Origin of the sequence: Pseudomonas sp. JAI111, assembly GCF_024809425.1 — a bacterium.
GTDB lineage: Bacteria > Pseudomonadota > Gammaproteobacteria > Pseudomonadales > Pseudomonadaceae > Aquipseudomonas.
The window spans coordinates 552010-564788 of the sequence record NZ_JANUCB010000002.1; the positions used below are offsets into that span (position 1 = coordinate 552010).

General features: G+C 59.7%; 10 protein-coding genes and 1 pseudogene. 6 read left to right on the plus strand and 5 right to left on the minus strand.

The window, feature by feature from the left end:
- Nucleotides 1–100: 100 nt before the first annotated feature.
- Nucleotides 101–1318: a bifunctional glutamate N-acetyltransferase/amino-acid acetyltransferase ArgJ gene (gene argJ, locus HNR03_RS10245; protein WP_259153232.1), complete on the minus strand. Its 1218-nt coding sequence runs from the start codon at nucleotides 1316–1318 to the stop codon at nucleotides 101–103.
- Between the two features lie 122 nt (nucleotides 1319–1440).
- Nucleotides 1441–4179 (minus strand): preprotein translocase subunit SecA, encoded by a 2739-nt coding sequence (gene secA, locus HNR03_RS10250; protein ID WP_259153233.1) that lies wholly within the window; start codon nucleotides 4177–4179, stop codon nucleotides 1441–1443.
- A 307-nt stretch (nucleotides 4180–4486) separates the two neighbouring features.
- Here secA and HNR03_RS10255 point away from each other — a divergent pair, with 307 nt between their 5' ends.
- Nucleotides 4487–4942: a DUF721 domain-containing protein gene (locus HNR03_RS10255; RefSeq protein WP_150639435.1), complete on the plus strand. Its 456-nt coding sequence runs from the start codon at nucleotides 4487–4489 to the stop codon at nucleotides 4940–4942.
- 126 nt (nucleotides 4943–5068) lie between these two features.
- Here HNR03_RS10255 and HNR03_RS10260 read toward each other — a convergent pair whose 3' ends face one another.
- Nucleotides 5069–6556 carry a DUF853 domain-containing protein gene (locus tag HNR03_RS10260; RefSeq protein ID WP_259153234.1) on the minus strand — a complete coding sequence of 496 codons (1488 nt, stop codon included), beginning with the start codon at nucleotides 6554–6556 and terminating at the stop codon, nucleotides 5069–5071.
- A 186-nt stretch (nucleotides 6557–6742) separates the two neighbouring features.
- Between HNR03_RS10260 and HNR03_RS31905 the strand changes: the two are divergent.
- From HNR03_RS31905 to HNR03_RS10280, 5 genes and pseudogenes are all read left to right on the plus strand, one after another.
- Nucleotides 6743–7774: pseudogene (locus HNR03_RS31905) on the plus strand (cache domain-containing protein); the annotation flags it as partial.
- A gap of 93 nt (nucleotides 7775–7867) precedes the next feature.
- Entirely contained in the window at nucleotides 7868–8632 is a 765-nt protein-coding gene (locus tag HNR03_RS31910) for a methyl-accepting chemotaxis protein (RefSeq protein WP_405046053.1), read from the plus strand.
- 148 nt (nucleotides 8633–8780) lie between these two features.
- On the plus strand, nucleotides 8781–9902 hold the full coding sequence (locus HNR03_RS10270) for a glycosyltransferase family 1 protein (protein WP_259153237.1): 1122 nt from the start codon (nucleotides 8781–8783) through the stop codon (nucleotides 9900–9902).
- Nucleotides 9895–10671, plus strand: a complete 777-nt coding sequence (locus HNR03_RS10275) for a DUF2334 domain-containing protein (RefSeq protein ID WP_259153238.1) — start codon at nucleotides 9895–9897, stop codon at nucleotides 10669–10671. Before HNR03_RS10270 ends, HNR03_RS10275 begins: the two co-directional genes overlap by 8 nt.
- Entirely contained in the window at nucleotides 10668–11663 is a 996-nt protein-coding gene (locus tag HNR03_RS10280; protein WP_259153239.1) for a lysylphosphatidylglycerol synthase transmembrane domain-containing protein, read from the plus strand. The genes HNR03_RS10275 and HNR03_RS10280 overlap by 4 nt, the downstream gene beginning before the upstream one ends.
- Here the strand turns inward: HNR03_RS10280 and HNR03_RS10285 are convergent.
- A complete protein-coding gene (locus HNR03_RS10285; RefSeq protein WP_222590503.1) occupies nucleotides 11650–11832 on the minus strand; it encodes a hypothetical protein in 183 nt (60 codons plus the stop codon). The two genes, HNR03_RS10280 and HNR03_RS10285, sit on opposite strands and share 14 nt — an antisense overlap.
- Nucleotides 11833–11918: 86 nt before the next feature.
- Nucleotides 11919–12767, minus strand: coding sequence for a formyltetrahydrofolate deformylase (gene purU, locus HNR03_RS10290; protein ID WP_259153240.1), 849 nt, complete (start codon nucleotides 12765–12767; stop codon nucleotides 11919–11921).
- Nucleotides 12768–12779: the final 12 nt, after the last annotated feature.

Consider the following 12779-nt stretch of genomic DNA (forward strand, 5'->3'; position numbering starts at 1 on the left):
CCCACATTTGATCCTGCCGAACACAAATGTTGTATTCACTGGAGAATCTCCTGTGGGAGCGAGCCTGCTCGCGATGGCAGCGACGCGGTCTAACGAATGATCAAGTACGGTACTCGGCGTTGATCTTCACGTATTCGTGGGACAGGTCAGTGGTCCAGATGGTTTCGCTGCAATCGCCGCGACCCAACTCGATCCGGATGGTGATTTCTTCCTGCTGCATCACCGCCGCGCCCTGGGCTTCGGTGTAGGTCGCAGCGCGAGCGCCACGGCTGGCGATGCACACTTCGCCGAGGAATACGTCTATCTTGCTCACGTCCAGATTCGGCACGCCGGCACGACCGACGGCGGCCAGAATGCGGCCCCAGTTCGGGTCGGAGGCAAACAGAGCGGTCTTGATCAGCGGCGAGTGGGCCACGGTGTATGCAACGTCCAGGCACTCTTGATGATTGCCGCCGCCGTTGACTTCAACGGTGACGAACTTGGTCGCGCCTTCGCCGTCGCGAACGATGGCCTGGGCCACGTCCATGCACACTTCAAACACAGCCTGCTTGAGCTTGGCGAACAATTCACCGTTGGACGAAGTGATTTCCGGCAGCGCCGCCTGACCGGTGGCGATCAGCATGCAGCAGTCGTTGGTCGACGTGTCGCCGTCGATGGTGATGCGGTTGAACGACTTGTTGGCGCCATCCAGCAACAGGTTCTGCAGCACATCACGGGAGACTTTGGCGTCGGTGGCGATGTAGCCGAGCATGGTCGCCATGTTCGGGCGAATCATCCCCGCGCCTTTGCTGATACCGGTGACGGTGATGGTCACGCCGTCATGCTGGAACTGACGGCTCGCGCCTTTTGGCAACGTGTCAGTGGTCATGATGCCGGTGGCGGCCGCTTCCCAGTTGTTGACCGAAAGATCATCCAGGGCAGCCTGCAAGGCGCCTTCGATTTTCTCGACCGGCAGCGGCTCGCCGATGACACCGGTGGAGTACGGCAGCACCTGGCTTGCATCGACGCCAGTCAGTTCAGCCAGCTTGGCGCAGGTGCGCTCGGCGGCAGCCAGACCAGGTTCGCCAGTACCGGCGTTGGCGTTGCCGGTGTTGGTCAGCAGGTAACGCACCGGGCCTTGCACGCGCTGCTTGGCCAGAATCACCGGTGCGGCGCAAAAGGCGTTCAGGGTGAACACGCCCGCGACCGTGGAACCTTCGGCGCAGCGCATGACCACAACATCCTTGCGCCCCGGGCGCTTGATGCCGGCCGAGGCGATACCGAGTTCAAAACCGGCAACCGGGTGCAACGTTGGCAAAGGACCAAGACCAACAGCCATGAATGCGCTCCTTAATAAATGATGTCAGCACCGCTTTCAGGAAGAACGGTGGTTTGAATGGCAAAACGCCGCGACGGCTAATGCCGGTCGCGGCGCGGGTATTTCAGCGGTTGAAACGGGTTTTACTGGATCTGCCCGTGGCAATGCTTGAATTTCTTGCCCGAACCGCAGTAGCACAGTTCGTTACGGCCCAGCTTCTGATCGTTGCGGACCGGGGCGATGGCAAGGGCTACATCAACCTCTTCACCGATCAGTTCCGGTTGCGCTTCCAGGCCAGGCGCTTCGGCGTGTTCGAACTGCATGCGGGCGGCCAGTGCTTCGGCTTCCTGACGCAGGCGTTGCTCTTCGGCTTCCGGATCTTCGCGGCGAACCTGAACGTGCGACAACACACGGATCGAGTCGCGCTTGATCGAATCCAGCAGCTCGGAGAACAGCGTGTACGACTCGCGCTTGTACTCTTGCTTCGGGTTCTTCTGCGCATAACCACGCAAGTGGATGCCGTGACGCAGGTGATCCATGGTCGACAGGTGGTCTTTCCACAAGTCATCCAGCACACGCAGAACGATTTGTTTCTCGAAGGTGCGCAGCGCTTCGGCGCTCGCCTGCTCTTCTTTCTCGTTGTACGCGGCCAGCAATTCGTTCAGCAGCTTCTCGCGCAGGGTCTCTTCATACAGGTGATCGTCTTCGTCGAGCCATTTCTGGATCGGCAACGCCACGCCGAAGTCGCTCTGCAACGCGGCTTCCAGACCGGCCACATCCCACTGCTCAGGCAGCGATTGCGGTGGAATGTGCGCGCTGACGGTTGCGTTGAGCACGTCCTGACGGAAGTCGGCAATGGTCTCGCCGATGTTGTCGGCGGCCAACAAACTGTTACGCATGTGATAGATCACTTTACGCTGTTCGTTGTTGACGTCGTCGAACTCGAGCAATTGCTTGCGGATATCGAAGTTACGGCCTTCAACCTTGCGCTGAGCCTTCTCGATGGCGTTGGTCACCATGCGGTGCTCGATCGCTTCACCGGACTGCATGCCCAACGCTTTCATGAAGTTCTTCACCCGGTCAGAGGCGAAGATGCGCATCAGGCTGTCTTCCAGCGACAGGTAGAAACGGCTGGAACCGGCGTCACCCTGACGACCGGCACGACCACGCAGCTGGTTGTCGATACGGCGCGATTCGTGACGCTCGGAAGCGATCACCTGCAAGCCGCCCGACTCCAGCACTTGCTGGTGACGTTTCTGCCAGTCGGCCTTGATCTGGGCAATCTGCTCAGGGGTCGGGTCTTCCAGGGAGGCAACTTCAACTTCCCAGTTACCGCCCAACAGGATGTCGGTACCACGACCGGCCATGTTGGTGGCGATGGTCAATGCGCCCGGACGACCGGCCTGAGCAATGATCTCTGCTTCTTTTTCGTGGAACTTGGCGTTCAGGACCTTGTGTTCGATGCCTTCCTTCTGCAACAGCGCAGACATGTGCTCGGACGTTTCGATGGTTGCAGTACCCACCAGCACAGGACGGCCCAGGGTCATGCATTCCTTGATGTCATTGATGATCGCCGCGTACTTCTCTTCGGCGGTCAGGAACACCAGGTCGTTGTAGTCTTTACGCGCCAGCGGCTTGTTCGGCGGGATAACCATCACCGACAGACCGTAGATCTGGTGGAATTCGAACGCTTCGGTGTCGGCGGTACCGGTCATGCCGGACAGCTTGTTGTACAGACGGAAGTAGTTCTGGAACGTGGTCGACGCCAGGGTCTGGCTTTCGGCCTGGATGTTCAGGTTTTCCTTCGCCTCGATCGCCTGGTGCAGGCCTTCGGACAAACGGCGACCCGGCATGGTACGGCCGGTGTGTTCGTCGACCAGGACAACCTGACCGTCCTGCACGATGTATTCGATGTTGCGATGGAACAGCTTGTGCGCACGCAGACCGGCATAAACGTGGGTCAGCAGGCCCAGGTTGTGCGCCGAGTACAGGCTCTCGCCCTCGGCCAGCAGACCGATACGGGTGAGCATTTCTTCGACGTACTGGTGACCGGCTTCGTTGAGTTCGACCTGACGGGTCTTCTCGTCGACGGTGTAATGGCCGGCCTTGGTGACGACGCCTTCCACTTCTTCGACGTGCAATTCCAGCTGCGGGATCAGTTTGTTGATCTCGATGTACAGCTTGGAGCTGTCCTCGGCCTGACCGGAAATGATCAGCGGGGTACGGGCTTCGTCGATGAGAATGGAGTCGACTTCGTCGATCACGGCAAAATTGAGTTCGCGCTGGAATTTTTCTTCCATGCTGAACGCCATGTTGTCGCGCAGGTAGTCAAACCCGAATTCGTTGTTGGTGCCGTAGGTGATATCGGCGGCGTAAGCCAGGCGTTTCTCTTCCGGCGGCTGGAATGGCGTAACCACGCCGACCGTCATGCCGAGGAATTCGTAGAGCGGACGCATCCAGTTGGCGTCGCGTCGGGCCAGGTAGTCGTTCACCGTCACAACGTGCACGCCCTTGCCGGACAGTGCATTGAGGTAAACACCCAGTGTTGCCACCAGGGTCTTGCCTTCACCGGTACGCATTTCCGCGATCATGCCTTCATGCAAGGTCATGCCGCCGATCAGCTGGACATCGAAGTGACGCATACCCATGACGCGCTTACCGGCTTCGCGGGCGACCGCAAAGGCTTCTGGCAGCAGCTTGTCGAGGGTTTCCCCTTTGGCGATGCGGGCCTTGAACTCATCTGTCTTGGCACGCAATTGATCGTCCGAAAGGGCTACCATTTGCTCTTCGAAGGCATTGACGAGTTGCACCGTCTTGAGCATGCGTTTGACTTCACGCTCGTTCTTGCTTCCAAAAAGTTTCTTTAACAAAGGCGCAAACATATCGGCAGGATCTTCCACACTAAAGGGATGGAGGGCGGCCCCGTGAGTCGCCCGTGCAGCCCTCATGGCCGCATGCGAACGAGCATTCTACCCGGAAACGATGGTGAGGAAAGTGGCGTTGTTCCACGATGCATGCACTGCGCTATGACGGGGCTCACTTAAAATAAGGGCTTTTTGCTCAACTTCAAGCCATTCACGGCAGAAGTTACTTGTTGATTTAATGGGTAAAGCGCGCGCAAAGCAATGGGTCGGGTGCAGGGAGCGCTTTCTGCTACCATGGCAGCTCTGTTACTTCAGGTGTCTGATCATGGCATTTCGCCCTCTTACGGCCAGAGCACCCGCCGTTCTGCTTCGCGAAGCCAAACCGCTGAAAGCCATCTTCGGCCACGCTCAACGCCTGGGTCATTTACAACGTCTGCTCGAAAGCCAATTGCAGCCCGCCGCCCGCGAGCACTGCCATGTGGCGTCGTGGCGCGAAGGCAGTTTATTGCTGATCGTCACCGACGGCCATTGGGCAACCCGCCTGCGCTACCAGCAAAAGCGTCTGCAACGACAGTTACAGATGTTTGATGAGTTCGCCAGCCTGACGCGAATTTTGTTCAAGGTGCAGCCGCCGACCGTTCAACAAGGCGCGGCGGGCCATACCATCAGCTTGTCGTCCGATGCCGGCGCGACCATTCAGGCCACGGCCGACGGGATCAGCGATCCGAATCTGCGGGCAGCATTGGAACGACTGGCGGCGCACGCCAAACCCAAGGACTGATACTTTCTTACAGATCGTTCCCACGCTCTGCGTGGGAATGCCTCTTGTGACGCTCTGCGTCACGCTTTGGGACGCGGAGCGTCCTTGGCTGCATTCCCACGCAGAGCGTGGGAACGATCTGTAAATTTATCGGCGCTTGCTGCCTCCCAGCAGCGACCCCATCAAACCACGTACCAGTTGTCGGCCCAATTGATTGGCCGCCTGGCGCATCGCCGATTTCAGCGCCTGCCCCGCTGCCGTCCCGAGGAATTCCCCGGCCTTATCAGTAAAACTCGGTTCCTCCGGCGCAGGTTTGCCCGGCACGGCCTCGGGCTCCGGCGCCAGTCCTTTGCGGCCCATCAATATTTCATACGCCGACTCCCGATCGATCGGCTTGTCATACCGTCCCTTGAACGGCGACCCGGCGATCAGCATCGTGCGCTCGGTTTCAGTCAACGGCCCGATCCGCGATTGCGGCGGCGCAACCAATACACGCTGGACCATCTCCGGCGTGCCCTTGTCCTGCAACGTGCCGACCAGCGCCTCGCCGATTCCCAGCTCAGTCAGCACCGACAAGGCGTCAAACGCAGGGTTCGGCCTGAAGCCATCGGCCACCGCCCGCAGGGATTTCTGTTCTTTGGCCGTGAATGCGCGCAGGCCATGCTGGATACGCAGGCCAAGTTGGGCCAGCACGTCGTCCGGCAAATCGCCCGGCGACTGGGTGACGAAATACACGCCCACCCCTTTCGAACGAATCAGCCGCACCACTTGCTCCAGACGATCCTGCAACGCCTTGGGCGTGCCAGCGAACAATAAATGGGCCTCGTCGAAAAACAGCGCCAGCAGCGGTTTATCCGCATCGCCGCGCTCGGGCAGTTGCTCGAACAGTTCAGCCAGCAACCACAGCAGGAACGTCGCATACACCTTCGGCGCCTCGTGAACCAGACGACTGGCATCCAGCAAGTGAATGCGCCCGCGCCCATCGACCGTCGGCTGCAGAATGTCTTCCAGTTGCAGCGCCGGCTCACCGAACAGCGCTTCGGCGCCCTGTTGTTCCAGCGTCGCCAGACGCCGCAACAATGCCTGGCTGGAACCGGTGGTCATCAACGCCGCATCGTCCCCGAGCATTTCGGGATGGTCACGCAGGTGATTGAGCAGCGCCTTCAAATCCTTGAGGTCCAGCAGCAACAGCCCTTCGCGGTCCGCGACCTTGAAAGCCGCGTACAACGCCGACTGCTGGCTGTCGGTCAGTTCCAGCAGGCTGCCGATCAGCAGCGGGCCCATTTCGCTCAAGGTCGTGCGCAATGGATGACCGGACTCACCGTGAATGTCCCACAAGGTGACCGGATAGGCCGCCGGCTTATGGTTCAGCCACGGCATCCCGGCGATCCGCTCGGCGATTTTGCCTTGCGGGTTGCCGGCAGCCCCCAGGCCACACAGGTCGCCCTTGATGTCTGCCGCAAACACTGCCACGCCCGCATCGCTGAAGGCTTCGGCGAGGCGCTGCAACGTGACGGTTTTACCGGTCCCGGTCGCGCCCGCGATCAGACCGTGACGATTGGTCAGGCGCATGGCCTGAGCGACAGGCTGGCCGGCAAGGTCGGCTCCGATAACGAGTTGCGATGAGTCAGGCATTTTGTCACCCATGGTTAATCTTTGATCCTGCATGGCCGATACAAATAGTTGTGAGACCAATACGAAACAAGCGTCGGTAATTCCCTAAGGAGAGGACGGAAATATCAGCTTTTTCAACATTGCCCAGTTTGCGTGCCTTTATAAAAGCACGCTCAGGACATAAAGACCTTAGCGGAACCCCAAGCCATGAACAAAAACCTGCGCTTCAGCCACAAAATTTTGCTTGCCGCCGCCCTCATCGTTATTGCCGCTTTTGCCTCGTTCACCCTGTACAACGACTATTTACAGCGCAATGCGATCCGCAGGGATCTGGACAACTATCTGCAAGAGATGGGCAGAGTCACCGCCAACAACATTCAAACCTGGCTGGCCGGTCGCAGCCTGCTGATCGAAAACATGGCGCAAACCGTTGCGCTGAACCCCGAAACGGGCAACGTCTCCAAGCTGCTTGAACAAAAAGCTGTGACGTCGACCTTTATGGGTGCCTACCTGGGCAACAAGGATGGCTCGTTCATCATCCGCCCGGACAGCAAGATGCCCGACGGCTATGACCCGCGCGCTCGCCCTTGGTACAAGAGTGCCCAGAGCGCCAGCGGTTCTGCCCTGACCGAACCGTACATCGATCTGGCGTCCGGCCAGCTGGTGATTTCCATCGTTAACAGCGTCCTCAAGGACGGCCAGAACATTGGTGTGGTCGGTGGCGACCTGAGCCTGCAAGTGATCACCGACAGCCTCAACGCACTGGACTTCGACGGCATGGGCTATGCGTTCCTCGTGAGCGCCGATGGCAAGATTCTGGTCCATCCAGACAAGGCGCTGGTGATGAAGACCTTGAAGGATGCCTACCCGCAAGACACCCCGACAATCGGCAGTCAAACGAACGAAATCCAGGTCGACGGCAAAACCCGCATCGTGACTTTCACCCCGATCAAGGGGCTGTCCTCGGTCAACTGGTATATCGGCCTTTCCGTGGACAAGGGCAAAGCCTTTGCCATGCTCAGCGAGTTCCGCACCTCGGCCATTATCGCGACCGTCATTGCCGTGGCCATTATCATCGCCTTGCTCAGCATGCTGATTCGCATCCTGATCCAGCCGTTGCACGTCATGACCCGAGCCATGGAAGACATCGCCGACGGTGAAGGCGATCTGACCAAGCGCCTGACAATCCAGAATAACGACGAATTCGGCGTGCTCGGCACCGCGTTCAACCGTTTTGTGGAACGTATTCACGGCTCGATCCGCGAAGTGTCCTCGGCCACCGGCCAGGTCAACGAAGTCGCGCTGCGCGTGGTGGCGGCGTCGAACTCGTCGATGTTCAACTCCGACCAGCAAGCTTCGCGCACCAGCAGCGTGGCCGCCGCCATCAACGAGCTGGGTGCCGCGGCTCAGGAAATCGCCCGCAACGCCGCCCAGGCTTCCAGCCAGGCCAGCGATGCCCGTAGCCTGGCCGAAGACGGCCAGCAAGTGGTGGATCGCAGCATCAAAGCGATGAATCAGCTGTCGAGCATGCTCAGCGCTTCGAGCACCAACATCGAATCGCTGAACAGCAAGACCGTGAACATCGGGCAGATTCTCGAAGTGATCACCAGCATTTCCCAGCAAACCAACCTGCTGGCGTTGAACGCCGCCATCGAAGCGGCCCGTGCCGGTGAGGCAGGACGCGGTTTTGCGGTGGTGGCGGATGAAGTGCGCAACCTCGCCCACCGCACGCAGGAATCGGCCCAGCAGGTGCAAACCATGATCGAGGAGCTGCAAGTCGGCGCCCGGGAATCGGTCAGCACCATGAGCGACAGCCAGCGCCACAGCCAAGACAGCGTGGAAATCGCCAACCTGGCGGGCGAGCGCCTGAACAGCGTGACTCAGCGCATTGGCGAGATCGACGGGATGAACCAGTCGGTGGCCACCGCAACCGAAGAGCAGACCGCTGTCGTGGAGTCGATCAACGTCGATATCACCGAGATCAACACGCTGAACCAGGAAGGCGTGGAAAACCTGCAGGCGACCTTGCGGGCGTGTTCGGACCTGGAGCAGCAGGCGGCGCGTCTTAAGCAGTTGGTGGGTAGTTTCCGTATCTGACGCGCTCTCACTGACCTCATCGCGGGCTTGCCCGCGATAGCGGTCTGTAATACACCGCAAAAACCTCGCCGGTCCCCACGCCACAAAACCCCAAACGAACATCTATCCTTCATTAAGGTCAACCAAGGGAGAACAACGGACCGGAGGGATGCTCATTGTGCATATCGCGGACATAACCATGTTCTACGCCCCGGCCAGCGGTGGCGTGCGCACGTATCTGGATGCCAAGCACCGGCGCCTGAGCATCAAGCCGGGTATTCGCCACAGTCTGCTGATCCCGGGCGCTCATTTGAGTGAACAGGATGGCGTTTACAAGGTTCCGGCTCCGGCCCTGCCCTTCGGCAAGGGTTATCGCTTCCCCCTCCGCCTGGCCCCATGGCGAAATGTCCTGCAAGTCTTGCAGCCCGATCTGATCGAAGTCGGCGATCCGTACCTGACGGCGTGGGCCGCTCTGGATGCCCGTCGGCAACTGGACGTGCCGGTGATCGGTTTCTACCACTCGGACCTGCCGTTGCTGGCCAGAAATCGAATGGGCAATTGGGTGACCCCCAATGTCGAAGCCTACGTCAGCAAACTGTATGGAAACTTCGACCGGGTCCTGGCGCCAAGCCAGGTCATGGCTGACAAGTTGATCGGCCTGGGCGTGAAGAATGTGTTCGTGCAGCCCTTGGGCGTCGACCTGCAGACCTTCAATCCCGGCGCCAGGGACCCCGGCCTGCGCGCCGAATTGGGCATCGATGAAGACACCCATCTGCTGATCTTCGCCGGCCGTGGCTCCAAGGAAAAAAACCTGCCGGTCCTGCTGGCGTGCATGAAGCGCCTGGGGCCTCGTTATCACCTGCTTCTGGTCGGTTCCTCGATGCCCGCCGTGGTGCCGGACAACGTGACCGTCGTCGACGAATTCTGCCCGGCCACGCAAGTCGCGCGCTTGATGGCCAGCGCCGATGCGCTGCTGCATGCCGGCGATCAGGAAACCTTCGGCCTGGTGATTCTCGAAGCCATGGCCAGCGGTATTCCGGTCGTTGCGGTCGCCGCCGGGGCCTTTCGGGAAATCGTTACCGACGCCTGCGGCTTGCTGTGCACGCCTAACAATCCCCTGGCGATGGCCAACGCAGTACGCGAACTGTTCAGCCAGGGCAGCGCTGCGCTGGGCAAACGTGCCCGCAGTCATGTCGAACAGCATTACGCCTGGGACACCGTGGTCAACAGTCTGTTGGGCCACTATCACGCAGTTCTCGGCAGCCAATGGCCGCTGACCGCCAATGGTTGAATCCATGAACCCGCCCAGCCTGTTACTTGTGCTGCACGACGTCGCGCCGCAAACCTGGACCGACTACCAACCTTTTGTCGAAGCCGTCGATGCCTTGGGCAAGGTGCCGATGACCTGGCTTGTGGTGCCCGACTTTCACAGGCATAACAATCTCGACGCCCATCCAGGCTTCAGGCGCTTGCTCACCCACCGAGTCGCCCGAGGTGACGAGCTGGCATTGCACGGCTACTTTCATTGCGACGAAGGCCCATCCCCCGGCAACCCCAGAGATTGGTTCATGCGCAGGATTTACACCCACGAAGGCGAGTTTTACAGCCTGTCGCAAGCCGCCGCCCTCGCCCGTCTGCGCACGGGAATCGAGGTATTCCATCGCTATCAATGGCCGCTGGAAGGCTTTGTCGCCCCGGCGTGGCTGATGAGCGAAGGCACTCGTCAGGCGCTGCGCCAGTTACCCCTCAAGTACACCAGCGATCCACAGCATCTCTATCGCCTGCCGGATTTCACTGCCATCGATGCTCCCGGTCTGGTCTGGAGTGCGCGCAGCGCCTGGCGTCGAGGCTTGTCAAAAGTTCTCAGCGACCAACGCGCGCAGCAATGGCGGCAAGCGCCCGTGATTCGACTCGGCGTGCATCCGGTGGACATGCGCCACCCGTTTTCACGTAATTATTGGCTGCAGACCCTCAAACGCCTGCTGGATGAGGGGCGGGTGCCGATGACCAAAGCCCAATGGCTCTCGTTGCAAAGTGATCGTATCGGTCGCGTCGCATGAGTCGCGGGATTCTGCTGTTTCTCGCCCTGCTTGCCGCAGTGCTGATTCCATTGCTGCTCGGCGGCAATCAGACATGGTCGCGCCTGCAAAGCTTTCCGCTGAATGAATTGCTGATCATGTTCGGCATGATCTTTCTGTGTTGGGGGGTCAACACCCTGCGCTTGCGCTTGTTGCTGGGCGATCAATGCGACAAGGTCACAAAGATCAGAAGCCTGGGCGTGGTCATGGCCGCGGAGTTTGCCTATTGCGCCACCCCCGGCGGCAGCGGCGGACCGCTGACCATCATGGCGCTGCTGGCGCGTAACGGCGTGCGGCCGGCAAGGGGCAGTGCCGTGTTCGCCATGGATCAACTGAGCGACCTGCTGTTTTTCCTCTGTGCATTGAGCGCGATTCTGATTTACGCGCTGTTCCAGCACCTCAGCGAACGCCTGGAGTGGCTGCTGACCGTCAGCGCCATCTCGATGTTCGGCGGGCTGTTCAGCTGCCTGATGGTCGCCCGCTACCATCGACCACTGATTCGACTGAGCGGGCGGTTGCTCGTGCGCCTGAATGTCAAAGGCACCACGCGCCTGCGCTGGGCGCGAAAACTCCTGCACTTCCTGGCGGCGTTCACTGACACGTTGAAGTTGCCGTGGCAGACGCTGATCAAAGTGTTTGCCCTGACCTGCGTGCATTGGCTCCTGCGTTACAGCGTGCTGTATCTGGCGTTACGCGGACTCGGCGCGGATTTGCAGTGGGCCTGGTGCTTTCTGATCCAGATGCTGTCGCTGAGTGCGGGGCAGTTCAGCCTGCTGCCGGGCGGGGCCGGTGCGGCGGAATTAACGTCGGCGGCGTTGCTGGCGCCGATGGTGGGCAAGTCCACCGCGGCGGCGGCCATTTTGATCTGGCGTGCGGTGACCTATTACTTCTATCTGGTGGTGGGTGGCCCGGTGTTTTTGCTGATGCTGGGCCGACCGCTGCTGAAAAAGCTGATGAGGTTCAAGCAGGCTTAGGCGTGTCTTCGGCTTCTTGTTGCAATTGCTCCCACAACTCGGCGGCACCGGGAAACTCCGTGCCGTCTTCGGGGCTCATGTCATCCGGGTCGTAGCGACTCAAACACCCTTCTCCCAATGTGGCGGGAGCCTTGGAAGTGGCTTTGTCGAGTGGATCGGCCATGGTCATGGTCATGTCCTCAGTGCTGAAACGGCGAAGGGCCTGAAGCGATTGAACGCCCAGGCCCTTCGAATTTCAACCGTATTGTGTGGAGGTCAGAAGACCACGGTTTTGTTGCCGTGTACCAGAACCCGGTCTTCCAGGTGATAACGCAGACCGCGCGCCAGCACCATTTTCTCGACGTCACGGCCGAAACGCACCATGTCTTCGATGCTGTCACTGTGGCTGACACGTACCACGTCCTGCTCGATGATCGGACCGGCGTCCAGCTCTTCGGTCACGTAGTGGCATGTCGCGCCGATCAACTTCACGCCACGCATGGAAGCCTGGTGATACGGCTTGGCCCCAACGAACGACGGCAGGAAGCTGTGGTGAATATTGATGACCTTGTGCGCATATTCACGGCACAACTCAGGCGGCAGGATTTGCATGTAACGGGCAAGTACCACCACTTCAGCGTCATGCTGTTTGACCAGGCGCGAGACTTCGGCGAAGGCCGGTTCCTTGTCCTGCGGATTGACCGGTACATGGTAATAAGGAATGCCGTGCCACTCGACCATGCTGCGCAAGTCGTCATGGTTGGAAATGACGCAGGAGATTTCGCAGTCCAGTTCATCGCTGTGCCAGCGGTGCAGCAAGTCCGCCAGGCAGTGGGATTCACGGCTGGCCATCAACACCACGCGCTTCTTCTGCGCGGTATCGGTGATGCGCCAGTTCATCGAGAACTCTTGGGCAATCGGCGCAAACGCTTCGCGAAAGGCTTCGATACCGAAAGGCAACGAATCGGCACGAATCTCGTGACGCATGAAGAACCAGCCGTTCTGATTGTCAGAGTGATGGCTCGCTTCCGTGATCCAGCCGTTATGTGACGCCAGAAAGTTACTGACTTTAGCAACGATACCGACGCGGTCCGGGCAAGCAATCACCAGCCGAAAAGTGCGCATGAGGGTAAAACT

Coding starts and splice junctions, on each gene's coding strand:
- argJ (WP_259153232.1), bottom strand. CDS start 1,318: ATGGCTGTTGGTCTTGGTCCTTTGCCAACGTTGCACCCGGTTGCCGGT.
- secA (WP_259153233.1), bottom strand. CDS start 4,179: ATGTTTGCGCCTTTGTTAAAGAAACTTTTTGGAAGCAAGAACGAGCGT.
- HNR03_RS10255 (WP_150639435.1), top strand. CDS start 4,487: ATGGCATTTCGCCCTCTTACGGCCAGAGCACCCGCCGTTCTGCTTCGC.
- HNR03_RS10260 (WP_259153234.1), bottom strand. CDS start 6,556: ATGCCTGACTCATCGCAACTCGTTATCGGAGCCGACCTTGCCGGCCAG.
- HNR03_RS31910 (WP_405046053.1), top strand. CDS start 7,868: ATGTTCAACTCCGACCAGCAAGCTTCGCGCACCAGCAGCGTGGCCGCC.
- HNR03_RS10270 (WP_259153237.1), top strand. CDS start 8,781: ATGCTCATTGTGCATATCGCGGACATAACCATGTTCTACGCCCCGGCC.
- HNR03_RS10275 (WP_259153238.1), top strand. CDS start 9,895: ATGGTTGAATCCATGAACCCGCCCAGCCTGTTACTTGTGCTGCACGAC.
- HNR03_RS10280 (WP_259153239.1), top strand. CDS start 10,668: ATGAGTCGCGGGATTCTGCTGTTTCTCGCCCTGCTTGCCGCAGTGCTG.
- HNR03_RS10285 (WP_222590503.1), bottom strand. CDS start 11,832: ATGACCATGGCCGATCCACTCGACAAAGCCACTTCCAAGGCTCCCGCC.
- purU (WP_259153240.1), bottom strand. CDS start 12,767: ATGCGCACTTTTCGGCTGGTGATTGCTTGCCCGGACCGCGTCGGTATC.